The organism is Neoroseomonas oryzicola (assembly GCF_012163135.1).
Classification (GTDB): Bacteria; Pseudomonadota; Alphaproteobacteria; order Acetobacterales; family Acetobacteraceae; genus Neoroseomonas; species Neoroseomonas oryzicola.
Genome location: NZ_JAAVUP010000003.1, coordinates 40,240 through 58,383, shown reverse-complemented (window position 1 = coordinate 58,383; position 18,144 = coordinate 40,240). Strand labels below are relative to the sequence as shown.

Here is an 18,144-nt window from a genome sequence, read left to right as displayed (position 1 = left end):
CGTCAGGCCCGAGGATGGGGGATCGGGCTTGCGCAAGGGTTAAGCGATCACGGTTCGCGGAGGCTTTCGCGCGCGCCGCGGATCAGCGGCAGCAGCACGGTGGACAGCAGGCTGCGGCTGCCGACATGCAGTTCGGCCATCACGGTCATGCCGGGCGTCACGCCCGCGCCCGGCGGCAGGCCGCGCAGCGCGGGCGCGTCGAGCATGACCTGCGCGCGGTGCGCCGCCCCCGGCCCGGGGCGCGGGGCGGTGTCCTCCTCGGCGCCGGCGGGGCGGGATTCCTGGACGACAGCGCGCAGCGTGCCCGTCAGCGTGCCATGGCGCTGGAAGGGAAAGGCGTCGACCTTCACCACCACGCGGTCCCCCGGGCGCGCCAGGCCGATATCGGCCGAACGCAGCGCGACATCGGCGATCAGCGGCGCGGCGGCGGGCACCAGGCGGACCAGGGGCTCGGCTTCCCGCAGCACCGATCCGGCGGACCGCCGCGCCACGTCGAGCACGGTGCCGTCCGCCGGGGCGACCACGACCGTCAGCTCCGCAAGGCGCGTAGCCTTGGCGAGCGATTCCTCGACGCGCGCGAGATCCCCCCGCACGCGGGCGAGGTCTTCCAGCAGCTGGCGCCGCCAATCCTCGCGGAAGCCCTGGCGTTCGGCCTGCTTCTGCGCGAGGGCGTGGCGCAGGCCGTCGAGGCGGCCGCGATCCTGGTCGCGCTGCTGCTCGGCGGCGATGCGCCGGGCGCGGGCCTCGAGGAAATGCAGGCGGGAGCCGATCTGGCCTTCCAGCAGCCGGGCGCGCAGCGCCTCCACGTCACGGGCGATGGCGACCTGCTCGGCGGCGGCGGCCTCGCTGTCCTCGAGCGCGCGGATGGCGGCGTCCTGGGCGCGGATCTCCTCCTCCAGCGCGTGCAGCCGGGCGGCGAGGAAGGCCTGGCGCTGGGCGTGCAGGCCGGATTGCAGGGCGGCGTCGGCATCCTCGGCCGCCGGGGGCGGCAGGCCGTCCAGCTCCGCCTCGATGCGGCCGCGCTGGGCGGCGAGGCTGCGGCGCTGGGCGGCGAGCGCGGCGCGGTCGGCCTCGGCGAAGGAGGGGTCGAGCAGGGCGAGCACCTGGCCGGCGCGGACGAACTCGCCGGGGCGCACGCGCAGTTCCCGCAGCACGGCGCGTTCCATGGGTTGCAGCACGATGGGCGGGGCATCGGGGGCGAGGCGGCCGGCACCGGTGACGACGACGTCGACCTCGGCGATCGCGGCGGCGGCGAGCAGCGCGGCGAAGAGGCCGGCGACCATCCAGTGCACCCCGCGCAGCAGCGGCGGCGGCGGTTCGGCCAGCACCTGGTCGAGCGGGTCCTGGAAGGGCACCGCCTCGGGCGTCGTGCGCGGCGGGCGGCGGCGGGCGAGGCTGCGGCGGCGGCCTGTCATCGCAGGTGCCGCGTCTGCTGTTGCCAGAGATGGCGGTAGACCTCGCAGCGATCGAGCAGCGCGGCATGGGGGGCGACGTCGAGCGCGCGGCCCTGGTCCAGCACCAGGATGGCGTCCGCGGCGACGAGGGAAGAGAGGCGGTGGGAGACGATGATCATCGTCCGCCCGCGCGCGATCTCCTGCAGGTTGGCCTGGATGATCGCCTCGCTGTCCGGGTCGAGCGCGCTGGTGGCCTCGTCGAGGATGAGCAGCGGCGGGCGGGTGATCAGGGCGCGGGCGATGGCGATGCGCTGGCGCTGGCCGCCGGAGAAGTTGGCGCCACCTTCCTCGACCACGGTGTCGAGGGCGCGGGGCAGGCGTTCGATGAATTCGAGCGCGCCGGCGAGGCGGGCGGCTTCCAGCACCTCGGGCAGCGGGGCGCCGGGGCGGGCGGCGGCGATGTTGTCCCGCAGCGTGCCGCGAAAGAGCAGGTTCTCCTGCAGCACCACGCCGACATGGCGGCGGAGGTGGTCGAGCTCGATGGTGCGGATGTCGGCGTCCCCGAAGCGGATCAGACCTTCCTGCGGCGCGTGGATGCCCTGGATCAGGCGGGTGAGCGTCGTCTTGCCGGACCCTGAGCGGCCGACGACGCCAAGCACCTGGCCCTGGTGCAATGTGAAGGAGACGCGGTCGAGCGCGGGCGTCGCGGCCCCGGGGTAGCGGAAGGTGACGCCGTCGAAGGCGAGCGCGCCGGCGATGGGCGGGCGGGAGAGGCGGCGGGTGGGCGGTGCCTCGGGTTCCGCGTGCATCACCGTGCCGAGCATCCGCACCGACAGCGCGGCTTCCTGGTATTCGTTGATCAGCGCGACGATCTGCACCAGCGGTCCGGTGACGCGGCCCGAGAGCATGGTGAAGGCGACCAGCGCGCCGACCGTGAGCTGCCCTTCGAAGACCAGCGTGGCGCCGAGGCCGAGCACGCTGATCTGCATCAGGCGCTCAAGCACCGTGGTGGCGACGCCGCCGGCGGCCGACAGCCGCCCGACCGCGGCATGGGCGCGCACCGCGGTGGCGAGCTGCGCATCCCAGGCGCGCTGGCGCGCGGGTTCCAGCACCAGGGACTTCACCGCGCGCATGTTGTGCAGCGTCTCGACCAGGTGGGCCTGGCGGGCGCCCTCGGCGGCGTAGAGCGCGTTGAGGCGGCGGCGGAAGGCCGGGACCATGGCGCCGATCACCGCCGCGATCGCCGCCGAGAAGCCCAGCACCACGACCGTGAGCAGGCCGCTGTAGATGGCGAGAAGGACCAGCAGCAGCGGCAGCAGCGCGGCGTCGAGCAGCGTCTGGAACAGCCGCCCGGTGAGGAAGTGGCGCAGCTTCTCGGTCTGCTGCATGTGGCGCACCAGCACGCCGGCGGGATGCGCCTCGAAGAAGCAGAGCGGCAGGGAGAGCAGGTGTGCGAAGGTGCGCGCGCCGAGCCGCGCGTCGATCCGGTTGGTCGCGAGCAGCATCAGCCGTTGCCGCGCATAGCCGAAGAAGCCGTCGAAGGCCGTCAGCAACGCGAAGACGAGGACGACGGTGACGAGCGTCTGCCAGGCCTCGTGCGCCACGACGCGGTCGATCAGCAGCTGGAACAGCAGCGGGATGGCGAAGGCGATGAGGTTCGACAGCACGGCCGCGACCGCGACGCCCGAGAGGAAGGCGCGGTGGCGCGCGATCTCGGGCAGGAACCAGGCGAAGCCGAAGGGGCGATGGTCCTCCTGCTCCGCGGCGCGGCGGCAGAGCACCAGCGTGCCGGCCCAGTCGGCGAGGAAGCGTTCCCGCGGGACCAGCTGCACGCCCGAGGCTTCCTGCGCCGGGTCGAGCACGGCGGCGGATGGCGCGCCGTCCGGTCCGGGCATGACATGCACCAGGACCACCCAGGAGCCGTCGCGCCGCACGGCGAGCGCCGGATAGGCGGAGCCCAGCCCTTCGGCCTTGTCCCACCCGCAGCCGGTCAGGGCGCGCGCGTCGAGGCCGATGCGGCGCATCGTGCCGAGCACGGCGGGCAGCATGTCGGGCGCGCCGGCGGCGGGCAGGTCCTCGGGGCCGAGGCGCAGGCCGTGGTGCGAGGCGACGAGGAAGAGGCAGCGCAAGGCTGTGAGTTCTGGCGCCAACATCCTGTCCGGCCCCGGGAAGCGGCTGGAGGCTAGAGGGTCGCGCCTTGCGTTGCCGTTAAGCGGAAACGGCGGGAAACCGGCAGGTTCTGCCGCCCTCTCGGCCCGCGGCGGGGCGCGCGCTAGGCTCGCGGGCCGAGATGCGAGAGGGGATGCGGATGGACTGGCCGGTGCGGGAGGGCGTGTTCGAGTTGGGTGACCTGGCGCTGCACAGGGGCGGTACGCTGCCCGGCGCGCGGATCGCGTGGAAGGCGCATGGGGCGCTTTCCCCTGCGCGGGACAATCTGGTGCTCTATCCGACCAGCTACGGGGCGCAGCATCCCGACCTCGAATGGCTGATCGGGCCGCAGGGCGTGCTGGACCCGACGCGCTGGTGCGTGGTGATTCCGAACATGTTCGCGGGTGGGCTGTCATCCTCGCCGAGCAACACACCGTCCTGGCCGCGACTGGTGACGGCATGGGACAATGTCGGCGCGCAGCGGCGGCTGCTGGCCGAGGTGTTCGACGTGACGCGGGTCCATGCCGTCTATGGCTGGTCGATGGGCGCGCAGCAGGCCTATCATTGGGCTGCGGCCTTCCCCGATGCGGTGTCGTGCATCGTGGTGAATTGCGGCAGCGCGCGGACCGCCGTGCACAACCGTGTCTTCCTCAAGGGCATGATGGCGGTGCTGGAGGCGGCGCCGGAGTATGACGGCACCGCGCTGTTCTCGGCGCAGCCGGCCGCCGCGCTGCGAGCCTTCGGGCGACTCTATGCCGGCTGGGCGCTGAGCCAGGATTTCTATCGCGCGGGGCTGCACCTGTCGGCGCTGAAGGCGCCGGACCTCGATACCTTCCTGCGCACGGATTGGGAGGAACGCTTCGCGCGGCGCGCGGCGGCGGACCTGCTGGCGCAGATGCGCAGCTGGGAGGCGGGGGACATCGCGGACGACCCGCGCTACGGCGGCGACCTTGCGCGCGCGCTCGCGGCGATCGAGGCGCGGGTGTTGCTGATGCCCTCGGCGACCGACCTGTATTTCCGCGTCGCGGACAACGAGGCCGAGCTGCCGCATCTGCGGCATGGGACGCTCACGCCGATCCCGTCCATCTGGGGGCACCGCGCGGGGAACCCGGTGGCCAATCCGGAGGATGCCGCTTTCCTCCGTCACCATGTGCGCGCCTTCCTGGAGGGCTGAGATGACCGACCGCATCGAGCGCGCCGTCGCGGCTTTGGCGCGCGACTATCCCGGGCCGGGCGGGGCCGTCGCGGTGGTCCGCGCGGGCGAGGTGCTGGTGCGCCATGCCTGGGGCTATGCCAATGCGGAGCGGCGCATTCCCTTCACGTCGCGGACGCTGTTCCGCATGTGCTCCATCACGAAGCAGTTCACCTGCGCGGCGCTGCTGGACGCGTTCGCGGATCCTTCCGTGCTGGATGGCGATGTGCGCGCGCGGCTGCCGTTGCTCGAGGAACCGGCGCCGGGCGTGCTGCACCTGTGTCACAACCAGTCGGGGCTGCGGGACTACTGGGCGGTGGCGATGCTGCACGGATCGCCGGTCGAGGCACCCTTCGGCGATGCGGAATCCGCGGCGGTGATCGGCGGGACGCGCAGCCTGCAGTTCTCGCCGGGGACGCGGTATTCATACGTGAACCAGAATTTCCGCCTGCTGTCGGATATCCTCGAGGCGCGGACGGGCCGGAGCTTCGCGGAGCTGCTTCGCACGCGGATCTTCGATCGCGCGGGGATGGGGAGCGCCTTCCTCGCGGCCGATGCGCGCGCCATGCCCGACGGCACCGAGGGTTATGAGGGCAATGTCGCGAGCGGCTTCCGCGCGGCGGTGAACCGCATCCTGTGGACCGGCGATGCGGGGCTTGGCGCCTCGCTGGACGACATGATCGGCTGGGAACGGCACATCGATGCGACGCGGGATGACGAGGCTTCGCTCCATGCGCGGCTGACGCAGCCGGCGCGCTTCGCCGATGGCGCGCCGGCGCCCTATGCCTTCGGGCTGCGCAGCGCGACGGAGTTCGGGCGCACCGTCATCGGCCATGGCGGGGCGCTGCGCGGGTGGCGCAGCCATCGCTTCTACGTGCCGGAGGAACGCGTCTCGGTGGTGGTGATGTTCAACCACCTTTCGGACGCGCATGGCGCGGCGCTCGACGTGCTGGCGGCGGTGCTCGGCGCCGAGCGGCCGGCGACGCCGCCGGACCGGCCCGTGCCGGACTGGGCCGGCGCCTGGGTGGAGCCTGAGACGGGTCTGTCGGCGCGGATCGACGGTCTGGGCGGCGGGCGGATCCGGCTGCGCTACGGGCATTCGGCGGAACGGCTGGACCTGCGTGCGGATGGCAGCGCCGGGAATGCCGGCACGGTGCTGCGCATGACCGGCGACGGGCTGCGGATGGAACGGCCGGCGGAGAACCAGGTGGCGCTGCTGGAACGGCGCGGCGGCGTGCCGCGGCCCGACATCGCCGGGCGGTATCGCTGCGAGGAGCTCGACGCCGCGCTGACGGTCGAGGATGCGGGCGGCGTGCTGTATGGCGCCTTCTCGGGCTTCCTCGGCCAGGGGCGGATGGAAGTGCTGGAACCGATCGCCGAGGATCTCTGGGCCCTGCCCTGCCCGCGCGCGCTGGACCATACGCCGCCGGGGGACTGGACGCTGTCCGTGCGGCGGGATGCGGAGGGGCGCGCGGCGGAGATCCTGCTTGGCTGCTGGCTGGCGCGCGGGTTGCGCTACTGGCGCGCGGGCTGAGGCATCAGGCGGCGAGGGCAGCGGCGGCGACCTGCGCAGTGGCCCAGAGCGCAAAATGCTGGTCGCGCACCACCTGCACGGCGTCGAAGCGCGCGGCGACCAGCGCCGCTTCCAGGCTGCGCGCGGTGAAGCCGGTGCGGTGCGCCATGAAGCCGTTGCCCGCCGCGATGGCGGCGCCATGGCCATACAGCATGTCGAGTGGCGCGATGGGCCCGGCGGGGGACTGATAGGCGGGTTCGGCCAGCCGGTCGGCGGCGACGAGGGCGGCGACCTGCTGCAGGTCCGGCACGGTGATGAGGGCGAAGCCGCCCGGCTTCAGCACGCGGCGGAACTCGGCGAGCGCGCGCGGCACCTCGTGCGCCGGCAGGTGCTCGAGGTTGTGGGCCGACCACACTGCGTCGACCGATCCATCCGCCACGGCGCGCATGTCGGTGATGGAGGCGAGGATGTCGGGCGCCACGCCGGGATCGATGTCGAGGCGGATCTCCCGCCAGGCGCCCGGAGCGAAGACTTGCGGCGGCAGCTTCCCCGGCGCGGCGGGGCCGCAGCCGACATGGAGCAGCAGGCGGGGATCGTGGGTCATGCGGAAGGTCCTCAGGCGGCCTGGCGCAGCGGGGCCTGCAGCGCGGCGAGGTAGCCGCCGGCGCGCGCGCCGCCGTCGCGGCGGTCCTGTTCGGCGAGCAGCCGGAAGGCGATGTCGTAGGCGCCGTAGGCGTCGTGCAGGATGGCGGCGAGTGCCAGCAGCTGCCGGCCGGACAGTGCCCCGGGTCGCGTCAGGTCGCGGATGAAGACGGCATCCGCCCAGACCAGCTGCCCGAGCGCGGCATAGGGGTCGTTGTTGACCATCATGGGCGCGACGGCGCGGCTGACGGTGGGGAAGAAGCGGTGCAGCATGAAGCCGCGGGCGCGGAGGAAGGCCTCGACCTCCGCGAAGAGGGGCTGGCCCTTGTAGAGCGGGAGGAACTCGACCTCGGCCTGGATGGCGACGGCGTCGCGCAGCCGCGCTTCGGCATTCTGCAGCACCATCAGCTCGGCGCCCTGGATGTCGAGCTTGAGCAGATCGGCGCCGGCGGTTTCGGGGATGTCGTCGAGGCGGCGGGTCGCGACCTCCTCGGTCGCCAGCACGCGGCCCCAGTCGGGGAAGCCGTGGAACAGCGCGAGCACCGCAGGGTCGGGCTCCAGCAGCGAGGTCATGCCCGGCGCCTGGCAGATGTGCAGGCGGTGGCGCGCGCCGTCCCCGACGGCATGGGGGAAGTAGCGCTCGAGCGGGCCCTTGCGCGCATCGAGCAGGGCGAGCGCGGCGCGGTTGGGCTCGAAGCCCACCACCTCGGCGTCGCCGGCGCGCAGCATGGCGGCGTAGGGGGGGTCGGCGTCGATCGGGTTGGCGCCGATGTCGACCACCTTCACGCGTGGCGCGGCGCCGCCGGTCAGGGCACGGAAGGAACGGTCCGCGGGGATGGGCATGGCGGCTGCCTCCTGCAGCGGGCGCAGTCTCGGCGCGCGGGGTTTCCCAAACCTTCACGCGGCCGGGCGGGACTTGACGCCGATCAACCCGGGGGCGCCCCATGCCCCGCTAGTCTCGGATGGGACGGGACGGGACGGGATCGGAGGAAGACGCGATGGCGCTGAAGGACATCCTGGTGCATCTCGACGAGACCGCGGCATCGCCGACGCGGCTGCGTCTGGCGGCGGAGCTGGCGCGGCGGAACGGGGCGCACTTGGTCGGCCTCTTTGTGGTGGACGTGATGCTGCCGGTGCTCGCGGCGTCCGATGCGTCGAGTGGCGCGGTGCTGGCCGAGATGATTGACCGCATGCGCAACGACGCGCTGGCCGAGGCGACGAAGGTCGAGGCCGCGTTCAACGAGACGATCCGGCGCGAGGGGCTCTCGGGCGAATGGCGGCTCGCGGAAGGGTCCGGGGCCGAGCTGGTGTCGCTGCATGCGCGATATGCCGACCTGACCGTGCTGGGCCAGGCGAGCCCGGATGACGGGCTACCGACCGCGACGGCGATCCTGTCCGCGGCGCTGTTCGACAGCGGGCGGCCCGTCCTTGTCGTGCCCTATGCGGGCGACTTCACGACCATCGGCACGCGCGTCCTGATCGGCTGGAATGCGAGCGCGCAGGCGGCGCGCGCGGCGAACGACGCGATCCCGGTGATCGCGCCGGGGGCCAAGGTGATCGTCTCCTCGGTCAATCCGCGCCGCGGCATCGACGGGCATGGCGAGGAGCCGGGGGCCGACATCGCGCGGCACCTGGCGCGGCACGGGCTGGCGGTCGAGGTCGAGCACACGGTGGCGCCGGAGGTCGGCGCGGGGGACCTGCTGCTGAACCGCGCCTCGGAAATCTCCGCCGACCTGATCGTGATGGGAGCCTACGGGCATTCCCGCCTGCGCGAGACCATATTGGGGGGCGTGACGCGGACGCTGATGAAGCAGATGACCGCGCCGGTATTGATGGCCCACTGACTTCGGGGCCCGGAGGCCGCGCATGGACAGCGTCGCCGCCCGGTTCGAGATCCTCCGCCGGCGCCACCTGGCGCCGGACGGGACCGCCTGCGGCCCCTGGCCGGCCTTCGCGCAGGACCCGGCGGCGCTGGCGGCGATGTACCGCGCCATGGTGCGCACCCGCGCCTTCGACCAGAAGGCGGTGGCGCTGCAGCGCACTGGGCGGCTCGGCACCTTCGCCTCCTCCCTGGGGCAGGAGGCGGTGGGGGTCGGCATCGGCGCGGCGATGCGGGCCGAGGACGTGCTGGTGCCGTCCTTCCGCGAACAGGGCACGCAGCTGCTGCGCGGCGTGACCATGCGGGAACTGCTGCTCTACTGGGGCGGGGACGAGCGCGGCAGCGACTTCGCCGGGCCGCGGCAGGACTTCCCGGTCTGCGTGCCGGTGGGCAGCCAGGCGCCGCATGCGGCGGGCATCGCGCTCGCCATGCGGCTGCGCGGCGAGGCGCGCGCCGTGGTGTGCGTCATGGGGGACGGGGCGACGTCCAAGGGCGACGTGGCGGAGGCGATCGACTTCGCCGGCGTCTGGTCGCTGCCCCTGGTCTTCGTCGTCGACAACAACCAGTGGGCGATCTCGGTGCCGCGCCGCGCGCAGACGGCGGCGGAGACGCTGGCGCAGAAGGCGGTCGCCGGCGGCATCGCCGCGCTGCAGGTGGACGGCAACGACGTGATCGCGGTGCGCGACGCGATGGAGGAGGCGCTGGCCCGCGCCCGGTCCGGCGGTGGTGCGACGCTGATCGAGGCGGTGACCTATCGCCTGGCCGACCACACGACCGCCGACGACGCGCGCCGCTACCGCGACGATGCCGAGGTGAGCGTGCATTGGCACGAGGAGCCGGTCGCGCGGTTGCGGACTTGGCTGACCGCCGCCGGCGCCTGGTCGAAGGCGGAGGAGGACGCGCTGCTCGCCGCCTGCCGCGAGGAGGTGCAGCAGGCCGAGACCGACTACCTCGCGACGCCCCCGCAGGCGGTGGCGAGCGTGTTCGACTTCACCTACGCGGCGCTGCCGGCGGAACTGGCGCGCCAGAAGGCGGAGGCGGTGCCGTGACCGAAAGGACGCTGGTGCAGGCGGTGAACGCGGCGCTGGCGCGGGCCATGGCGGAGGACCCGGCGGTGCTGGTGCTGGGCGAGGATGTCGGCACCGATGGCGGCGTGTTCCGCGCGACGGAAGGGCTGCTCGCGCGCTTCGGGCCGCAGCGGGTGATCGACACGCCGCTGGCCGAGGCGGGCATCGCGGGGCTGGCGATCGGGCTCGCCGCGCAGGGCTTCCGGCCGGTGGCGGAGATCCAGTTCTCCGGCTTCATGTACGCGACGATCGACCAGATGCTGAACCACGCGTCGCGGCTGCGGACGCGCTCGCGCGGTCGGATCACCTGCCCGATGGTGCTGCGTGCGCCATCCGGCGGCGGGGTGCGCGCGCCGGAGCATCATTCCGAAAGCCCCGAGGCGATGTTCGCCCATGTCCCGGGGCTGCGCGTGGTGGTGCCGTCCTCGCCCGCGCGGGCCTATGGCCTGATGCTCGCGGCGATCGCCGATCCGGATCCTGTCGTGGTGCTGGAGCCGACGCGGCTCTATCGCGCGCTGCGGGAGGAGGTGCCGGACGACGCGCCGCCGCTGCCGCTCGACCGCGCCTTCGTGCTGCGGGAGGGCAGCGACGCCACGGTCGTCGCCTGGGGCGGGATGGTGCCCGAGGCACTCTCGGCGGCCGAGGCGCTGGCGGACGAGGGCATCGGCTGCGAGGTGATCGACCTCGCGACGCTGAAGCCGCTGGACGAGGCGACGGTGCTCGCTTCCGTCGCGCGCACCGGGCGGCTGGTGATCGTGCAGGAGGCGCCGCTGACGGCGGGCCTCGGCGCCGAGGTCGCGGCGCGCGTCGCCGAGCGCGGGCTGATGTCGCTGCGCGCGCCGGTGCGGCGCGTCGCGGGCTGGGACACGGTGATGCCGCTGCCGCGGCTGGAGCAGGCCTACCTGCCCGATGCGGGGCGCATCGCCGCGGCGGTGCGCGAGACGATGGCCTTCGCATGACACGCGCCGTCTTCACGCTGCCCGATCTGGGCGAAGGACTGCAGGAGGCGGAGATCGTCGCCTGGCACGTCGCGCCGGGCGACCATGTCGTGGCGGACCAGCCGATCGTCTCGGTCGAGACGGAGAAGGCGGTGGTGGAGGTGCCTTCCCCGCAGGCGGGGCGCATCGCCGAGATCTTCGCCGCGGCGGGGCAGAAGGTGCGCGTGGGCGCACCGCTGCTGCGCTTCGTGGAAGGTGCCGAAGCGGATACGGGCGCGGTGGTCGGGAGCCTGCCCCAGGGCGCCGCGCCGCCGCGGCCGGTCGCAGCGGCGCCGACGGCGACCCCCGCTATCGCGGCGATGCCGGCGGCCCGGGCCCGGGCGCAGGCGTTGGGGCTCGATCTGGCGACGCTGCGCGGGAGCGGGCCGGGCGGGACCATCACGCTGGCGGATGTGGAGGCCGCCGCGGGGTCGCGCGGCGAGGAGCTCCGCGGCGTGCGGCTCGCGATGGCGCGCAACATGGCTGCCTTCCGCGACAGTGTCGCGCCGACCACGGTCTGCGACGATGCCGACGTGACGGGCTGGGCGCCCGATGCGGAGGTGACGCTGCGGCTCGCGCGCGCCGTCGCCGCGGGCTGCCGGGCGGCGCCGTCGCTGAACGCCTGGCTCGAGGGCGAGCCGCCGCTGCGGCGACTGCACGCGGCGGTCGACCTCGGCATCGCGGTGGATACGGGGGATGGGTTGTTCGTGCCGGTGCTGCGCGACGTCGGCGGGCGGGACGATGCGGCGCTGCGCGCGGATTTCGCGGCGCTGAAGGCGGCGGTGCGCAGCCGCGCCGCGCCGCCCGCCATGCTGCGCGGGGCGACCGTCACGCTGTCGAATTTCGGGACGATGGGCGGGCGCTATGCGGCGCTCGCCGTCGTGCCGCCGCAGGTCGCGATCCTCGGCGCCGGGCGGATCGATGCGCGGCCGGCGGTGCATGACGGGGCGCTCGCGGTGCGGCGGCTGCTGCCGCTCTCGCTCACCTTCGACCATCGCGCGGTGACGGGCGGGGAGGCGGCGCGCTTCCTCGCCGCCGCCATCGCCGAGCTGGAGAAGTCGGAATGACGGATCCCTTCGCCTTCGCGGACGATCTCGGGCCTGAGCGGGTCATCCACATCCATCGGCCGGGCGTGGGACTGCGCGCCGTGCTGGTGGTGGACAACACCGCCTGCGGTGCGGCGATCGGCGGGGTGCGCATGGCGGCGGACGCCGATGCCCGGGAGGCCTTCCGCCTGGCGCGCGCCATGACGATGAAGAACGCGGCGGCGGGCCTCGCGCATGGGGGCGGCAAGGCGGTGATCATCGCCGACCCGCATGCGCCCGAGGAACGGCGAGAGTCGCTGGTGCGCGCCTTCGCCGGCGCGATCCGCGACATCGCCGACTACATCCCCGGCCCGGACATGGGCACCAACGAGACCTGCATGGCCTGGGTGCGGGAGGAGACCGGCCGCGCCGTCGGCCTGCCGCGCGCCATCGGGGGCATTCCGCTCGACGAGATCGGGGCGACGGGGATCGGGCTCGGCGCGGCGGTGGGCGTCGCGGCGGCGCGGATCGGGCTGTCGCTGGCCGGGGCGCGCGTCGCGGTGCAGGGCTTCGGCGCGGTGGGGCAGCACGCGGCGCGGGTGCTCGCCGCGCAGGGCGCGGTGCTGGTCGCGGCGAGCGACACCCATGGCACGCTGGTGGACGAGGGCGGGCTCGACGTCGCGCGGCTGGCGGCGTTGAAGGCGGAAGGGCGCGCGCTGGTCGAGCACGGCACGGGGCGGCGCGAACTGCGCGACGCCATCATCGGCGTGCCCTGCGACATCTGGATCCCCGCGGCGCGGCCCGACGTGATCGATGGCGCCAACGTGCACCGGCTGCAGGCGCGCATCGTCGCGCAGGGTGCGAACATTCCCTGCACGCCCGAGGCCGAGGCGGCGCTGCATGCGCGTGGCGTGCTGGTGCTGCCCGATTTCATCGCCAATGCCGGCGGCGTCATCTGTGCCGCGGTCGAGTTCCACGGCGGCAGCGAGGAGGACGCGTTGCGCACCATCGTCGCCCGCATCCGCGCCAACACCGAGGCGGTGCTGGAGGAAGCCGCGCGCCACGGCATCCAGCCGCGCGCCGCGGCGGTGGCGCTCGCCGAACGGCGCGTCCGCGCGGCGATGGCGCTGCGGCGGTTCCGGTGAGGTGGCCATGACGAAGCGAACCCCGACTCGCCAGCATCGCAACGCCCGCGGCGTGCCGGCGCCGGTCGCCGACAACCTGCCCGCGACGGCCGAGCCCCTGCCCGGGCCAATGCCGGCCGTGCGGCTCTACCGTGCGGCCGACCTCTCGGCACTGCCCTTCGCGACGACCGGGGACCTCGCGCCCCTGCCCGGCCTGCCGGGGCAGGAGCGGGCGCGGGAGGCGATCGGCCTCGGCGCCGCGATCGGCGCGCAGGGCTTCAACATCTTCGCCATCGGCCGGTCCGGCGCGCGCATCGGCGGGTCGGTCCGCGCCCTACTTGAGGAGACGGCGAAGGGTCGGCCGCCGCCGCCCGACTGGGTCTACGTCAACTGCTTCGCTGCGCCGCACCGGCCGCGTGCGCTGTCCCTGCCCGCCGGGCGCGGGCCGGCGCTGCAGGCCTCGCTCGCCGGCATGATCGAGGAGCTGCGCGCCGCACTGCCCGCGATGTTCGAGGGCGAGGACTACCAGCGGCGGCGGAGCGCGATCGAGACCTCCCTGCACGGCCAGGCGGAGGAGGCCTTCTCGGCGCTGGCGGAGAAGGCCTCGGCCGATGGCATGGCGATCGTGCGCACGCCGATGGGCTTCGCCGTCGCGCCGGCCAAGGACGGCAAGGTGGTGCCGCCGGAGGAGTTCTCCACCTGGCCGGAGACGCAGCAGAAGGAGACGCGGGGGCGCATCGAGCGGATCGAGAAGGAGCTGGAGCAGACGCTGCGCGCCATCCCGCGCTTCGAGAGGCAGCGGCGCGAGGCGATCCGCGAGCTCGACCGCGAGACGGCGAAGTTCGTCATCGACGAGGCGGTGAGCGAGGCCGCCGCGCCCTTCGCCGACCTGCCGGAGGTGACCGCGCATCTCGAGGCCGTGCGTGCGGACCTGGTCGAGAACGTGCAGCTTTTCATCGGCGAGCAGGGCGAGGGCGCGGAGGCGCTGCCGACGGGGCTGCGCGCGGGATCGCCGCTCGACCGCTATGCGGTCAACGTGCTCGTCACGCGCAACGGGGCGCCGGCGGGCGCGCCGGTGGTCGAGGAACTGCACCCGACGCTCGCCAACCTGGTCGGGCGCATCGAGCACCTGCCGGTGCAGGGCGCGCTGGTGACGAATTTCCGCATGATCCGCGCCGGGGCTCTGCATCGCGCCAATGGCGGGACCATCGTCATCGACGTGCGCGCGCTGCTGACCGAGCCCTTCTCCTGGGAGGCGCTGAAGCGCGCCCTGACGCGGGGCGAGATCGTCATCGAGGACCCGGCGCGCTTCATGGGCCTGGCGCAGACGGTCTCGCTGGAGCCCGACGCGATCCCCTTCGACGCGAAGGTCGTGCTGGTGGGCGATCGGATGCTCTATTACCTGCTGGCGGCCTATGACCCGGACCTGGCGCGCCACTTCAAGATCGTCGCGGATTTCGACGACGAGGCGGTGCGCAGCCCGGAGAGCGAGGCGATGCTTGCGCGGGTCATCGCGACGCTGGCGAGGGAGCAAGGCGCGCGGGCGCTGTCGCGCGAGGCGGTGGCGCGCGCGATCGAGCATGCGGCACGGCTCGCCGGCGATTCCGAGCGGTTGACGTTGCTGGTCGAGGATCTGCGCGACCTCGTCACCGAGGCCGGCCACTGGGCGGGCGCGGCGGGCCGCGCGGTGACCGGGCGCGAGGACATCGACCGCGCCATTGCCGAGCAGCGGCGCCGGCTGGAGCGGCCGGTGCTGCTGACGCGCGATTCCATCCTGCGTGGCGTGGCGCTGATCGACACGGCCGGCGAACGCGTCGGCCAGGTGAACGGGCTGAGCGTGCTCGACCTCGGCGGCCTCGCCTTCGGGCGGCCGACGCGCATCACCGCACGTGTGCGGCCAGGCAGCGGGCGGATCCTCGACATCGAGCGGGAGGTGGAGCTCGGCGGGCCGATCCACTCCAAGGGGGTGATGATCCTCTCGGGCTTCCTCGCGGGCCGCTACGCGCAGGCAGGCGGGATGTCGCTGCAGGCGAGCCTGGTCTTCGAGCAATCCTATGGCGGGGTGGAGGGCGACAGCGCCTCCGCGGCCGAGTTGCTGACGCTGCTCTCGGCGCTGTCGGGGCTGCCGATGCGCCAGGACCTCGCCATCACCGGATCGGTGAACCAGCATGGCGACATCCAGCCGATCGGCGGCGTGAACGAGAAGATCGAGGGCTTCTTCGAGATCTGCGCCGCGCGCGGGCTGACCGGCACGCAGGGCGTGATCATCCCGCTGTCCAACGTGCAGCATCTGATGCTGCGCGCCGAGGTGGTGGAGGCTTGCGCCGCGGGCCGCTTCGCCGTGTACGCCGTGGGCGGCATCGACGAGGCGGCGCGGCTGCTAATGGGACGCGAGCCGGGCACGCGCGGGGTCGATGGGCGCTTCCCCTATGGCAGCATCAACGGGCGCGTCGAGGCGACGCTGGCGCGCTTCGCCGCGGTGCAGCGCGGCAAGGCGCGTAAGGGCGTGGAGGAGGAGGAATGAGCGCCCGTCCGCCGCGGCACCGCGTGCTGCTGGAACTCGGCCTCGCCGGCGATGTGGCAGGGATCGAGGCCGCCGCGTTGCTGGCGCAGCAACTCGGGCATGAGCTGCTCGGCGTCTTCGTCGAGGACGAGGCGCTGCTCGCGCTCGCCGGGCATGGCTTCGCGCGGGAACTGCGCCTGCCGGGCCATGGCTGGAGCCCGATCGAGGCTCGGGAGGTGGCGGCGGGGCTCGACGCCGCGGCGGCCAGCCTGCGGCGGCGGCTCGAGGCGGAATGCGCGCGGCTCGGCGTGCCGGCGGGCTTCGAGGTGATGCGCGGGGAGGTCGGGGTCTGCGTCGCGGGGCTGTGCGGCGTCGCCGACATCCTGGTGATCGGCGCGCCGGAGAGCGCGGCGGGGCGGGCCTTCGGCGGATTCCGGCGGGGCTGGCGCGCGGCGCTGGAGTCCGAGGCCGGGGTGCTGCTGGTGCCGCCGCGGCTGGCACGGCGGCAAGGGCCGGTGGTGGGCCTCGCGACGGATGTCGAGGCGGAGGCGATGGCGCGGCGGATCGCGGCGGCGGCGGGGGAGCGGCTGGTGCTGCTCGAGCCGCCGGGCGTGCCGCACCCGGCGGGGCGCGAGGCCGGGGTGATGCGGCGGCGCGTCCGCGCGCTCACCAGTGCCGCCATCCTGGAAGGGTTGGGCGGCATCGCGGAGAGCCTGCTGGTGCTGCCGCGCGCGGCGGTGGCGGCGCAGGACGAGGAAGCGGCGCCACGGCTCGCGGTGCTGCGGCGGGTGCCGGTGCTGGTGCGCTGACGCGGTCAGCCCTGCTGGGCGCGCCAGGCCTGCATGATCTCGCTGCCCGTCGCGGACCAGACGGACCCGCGCGCGAGGATGGCGTCGAGCATCGCACCGAAGGCGCGGATCCGGTGCGGCTGGCCCATCAGCCAGGGCGTGACCGAGACCGTCAGGATGCGGCCGGAGCCGGTCGCCTCGGCCTCGGCGTCGAGCGCGGCGTGGGCGGCGAGGACGGCGTTCACGAAATCCTCGGTCGCCATGTTCTGCTGGTGCAGCATGCGCTGGTCCGCGAGGTCCTGCGGCAGCGGCATCGCGGTCAGCGTGCCGGCCTCGGTCGCGAAGGCATAGGGCATGTCGTCGTTCAGCCAGCCGCTGGTCCAGGCGTAGCCGGCGCCGGCGACGATGTCCGGCGTGCGGTGGGATTCCGAATGGGCGGGGGAATGCCAGCCCTGCACGGCGTCGCCGAAGCGGCCGCGCAGCAGGGAGGTGGCCAGCGCGATCCAGGCGCGTTCGTCCGCTTCCGCGATGCCGCCATGATGCAGGTGGGCCATGTCGAGGCCCGCGCAGGCGGGCTCCCACCCGGCCTTGGCGATGTCGTCCATCAGCACGGGGTATTCGCGCGCCAGCATGGCGCTGATCAGCGCCGTGCCCTTCACGCCGCGCGATCCCATCGCCTGCATCAGGCGGTAGATGCCGATGCGGTTGCCGTAGTCGCGCTGGGTGAAATCCCAGAACGACGGATAGGGCCGTTCCATCCCGCCCGGCGCGGTGAAGGGCTTGAGCGGCATGTCCATCGGGAAATGCCCGGCATGGACGGCGACCCAGAGCGCGATGCGTGCGCCGCCCGGCCATTGCACCGCCTTGGTGCGCGGCAGGATGCGATAGGGGTAGCGGTCGTGGTCCATGCCGCGGCCGCGCTTCGGGTAGACGAAGTAGTCGTCGGGGAGGCCGGTCACGGCGTGCCCTCCGCGATCCAGGCCTCATGGGCGGCGAGGTGGTGGTCGATGTAGTGCCGCGCGATCTCGCGGCCCGTCGCGAGCCAGACCTTGTCGTGGCCGGTGACGTGGCGCAGCACTTCCCCCAGCGCGGCGATGCGGTGGGGCTGGCCGATCAGGTAGGGGTGGATCGGCAGGCACATCACCGTGCCGGATTCCGCCCCTTCCTCGTACAGCAGGTCGAACTGCGCCTTGCAGATGGCGGCGTAGCGGTCGGGCGGCGTGTTGCGCATGACAAACAGGGGGACGTCGTTCACTTCCAGGGAATAGGGGATGGAGACGAGGCGCTGCCCGCCGCGGGTGCGGATCGGCGTCGGCTGGTCGTCGTGCAGCAGGTCCAGCGTGTAGAGGATGCCTTCCTCGGCGAGGATGTGCTGCGTCGTCTCGTCGTTGGAGATCGCGGGCGTCAGCCAGCCGTCCATCGACTGGCCGGAGGCGCGCAGGATGGTCTCGCGGTTCTCGCGGATCACCGCGCGCTGCTGCTCCTCGGTCATGCCGTAGAAGTAGCGGGTGTTGTAGGTGCCGTGGCTGAACAGCTCCCAGCCGAGTTCGCAGCAGCGTTCGACGATCTCAGGGTAGTGGTCGCAGACCGCGACGTTGAGGGAGACGGATCCGCGCACGCCGTGCCGCGCCATGACGTCCGCCATGCGCCAGAAGCCCGCGCGGTTGCCGTAGTCGCGCCAGGAATAGCCCGAGACGTCCGGGACCGGGCGCGGCCAGGGCATGCGGCGCGCATTGGGCGGCGGGTCGTATTCGTAGTGCTCGATGTTCGGGGCGACCCAGAAGGCGATGCGCGCGCCGTTCGGCCAGGTGATGCGCGGCCGTCGGCGCCAGGGCATGAAGTCGTAGTGGCCGGGGGTCTTGAGCATCGGCATCCGCTTCCCGCGTGGCGGG

At 73.6% G+C, this 18,144-nt stretch carries 15 protein-coding genes; 9 read left to right on the top strand and 6 right to left on the bottom strand.

Annotated features, from left to right (window positions below; all coding sequences use genetic code 11):
* Positions 1 to 47 precede the first annotated feature (47 nt).
* Positions 48 to 1,415 (bottom strand): HlyD family type I secretion periplasmic adaptor subunit, encoded by a 1,368-nt coding sequence (locus tag GWK15_RS11800; protein WP_168041538.1) that lies wholly within the window; start codon positions 1,413 to 1,415, stop codon positions 48 to 50.
* Positions 1,412 to 3,523, bottom strand: a complete 2,112-nt coding sequence (locus tag GWK15_RS11795) for a peptidase domain-containing ABC transporter (RefSeq protein ID WP_245211616.1) — start codon at positions 3,521 to 3,523, stop codon at positions 1,412 to 1,414. The genes GWK15_RS11800 and GWK15_RS11795 overlap by 4 nt, the downstream gene beginning before the upstream one ends.
* A gap of 179 nt (positions 3,524 to 3,702) precedes the next feature.
* Here GWK15_RS11795 and GWK15_RS11790 point away from each other — a divergent pair, with 179 nt between their 5' ends.
* Both GWK15_RS11790 and GWK15_RS11785 read left to right on the top strand, forming a co-directional pair.
* Positions 3,703 to 4,716 (top strand): alpha/beta fold hydrolase, encoded by a 1,014-nt coding sequence (locus GWK15_RS11790; RefSeq protein ID WP_168041536.1) that lies wholly within the window; start codon positions 3,703 to 3,705, stop codon positions 4,714 to 4,716.
* Between the two features lies 1 nt (position 4,717).
* Complete coding sequence (locus GWK15_RS11785; protein ID WP_168041535.1) at positions 4,718 to 6,268, top strand: D-aminopeptidase; 1,551 nt, start codon at positions 4,718 to 4,720, stop codon at positions 6,266 to 6,268.
* Positions 6,269 to 6,272: 4 nt separating this feature from the next.
* On the opposite strand, the gene GWK15_RS11780 is transcribed toward GWK15_RS11785, so the two are convergent.
* Positions 6,273 to 6,851: a class I SAM-dependent methyltransferase gene (locus tag GWK15_RS11780; protein ID WP_168041534.1), complete on the bottom strand. Its 579-nt coding sequence runs from the start codon at positions 6,849 to 6,851 to the stop codon at positions 6,273 to 6,275.
* An 11-nt stretch (positions 6,852 to 6,862) separates the two neighbouring features.
* Positions 6,863 to 7,732 carry an FkbM family methyltransferase gene (locus GWK15_RS11775; RefSeq protein WP_168041533.1) on the bottom strand — a complete coding sequence of 290 codons (870 nt, stop codon included), beginning with the start codon at positions 7,730 to 7,732 and terminating at the stop codon, positions 6,863 to 6,865.
* Between the two features lie 155 nt (positions 7,733 to 7,887).
* Here GWK15_RS11775 and GWK15_RS11770 point away from each other — a divergent pair, with 155 nt between their 5' ends.
* From GWK15_RS11770 to GWK15_RS11740, 7 genes are read left to right on the top strand one after another with little or no spacing between them, the layout of a single operon-like run.
* Entirely contained in the window at positions 7,888 to 8,733 is an 846-nt protein-coding gene (locus GWK15_RS11770; RefSeq protein WP_168041532.1) for a universal stress protein, read from the top strand.
* A 22-nt stretch (positions 8,734 to 8,755) separates the two neighbouring features.
* Positions 8,756 to 9,817, top strand: coding sequence for a pyruvate dehydrogenase (acetyl-transferring) E1 component subunit alpha (gene pdhA, locus GWK15_RS11765; protein WP_168041531.1), 1,062 nt, complete (start codon positions 8,756 to 8,758; stop codon positions 9,815 to 9,817).
* On the top strand, positions 9,814 to 10,794 hold the full coding sequence (locus tag GWK15_RS11760; RefSeq protein WP_168041530.1) for a transketolase C-terminal domain-containing protein: 981 nt from the start codon (positions 9,814 to 9,816) through the stop codon (positions 10,792 to 10,794). Before pdhA ends, GWK15_RS11760 begins: the two co-directional genes overlap by 4 nt.
* Complete coding sequence (locus GWK15_RS11755) at positions 10,791 to 11,879, top strand: dihydrolipoamide acetyltransferase family protein (protein ID WP_168041529.1); 1,089 nt, start codon at positions 10,791 to 10,793, stop codon at positions 11,877 to 11,879. Before GWK15_RS11760 ends, GWK15_RS11755 begins: the two co-directional genes overlap by 4 nt.
* Entirely contained in the window at positions 11,876 to 12,982 is a 1,107-nt protein-coding gene (locus GWK15_RS11750; RefSeq protein WP_168041528.1) for a Glu/Leu/Phe/Val family dehydrogenase, read from the top strand. The genes GWK15_RS11755 and GWK15_RS11750 overlap by 4 nt, the downstream gene beginning before the upstream one ends.
* 7 nt (positions 12,983 to 12,989) lie before the next feature.
* Entirely contained in the window at positions 12,990 to 15,485 is a 2,496-nt protein-coding gene (locus GWK15_RS11745) for a Lon protease family protein (protein ID WP_168041527.1), read from the top strand.
* Entirely contained in the window at positions 15,482 to 16,273 is a 792-nt protein-coding gene (locus GWK15_RS11740; RefSeq protein WP_168041526.1) for a hypothetical protein, read from the top strand. The genes GWK15_RS11745 and GWK15_RS11740 overlap by 4 nt, the downstream gene beginning before the upstream one ends.
* 5 nt (positions 16,274 to 16,278) lie before the next feature.
* On the opposite strand, the gene GWK15_RS11735 is transcribed toward GWK15_RS11740, so the two are convergent.
* Entirely contained in the window at positions 16,279 to 17,211 is a 933-nt protein-coding gene (locus tag GWK15_RS11735; RefSeq protein ID WP_168041525.1) for a polysaccharide deacetylase family protein, read from the bottom strand.
* A complete protein-coding gene (locus GWK15_RS11730) occupies positions 17,208 to 18,119 on the bottom strand; it encodes a polysaccharide deacetylase family protein (protein WP_168041524.1) in 912 nt (303 codons plus the stop codon). The genes GWK15_RS11735 and GWK15_RS11730 overlap by 4 nt, the downstream gene beginning before the upstream one ends.
* Positions 18,120 to 18,144: the final 25 nt, after the last annotated feature.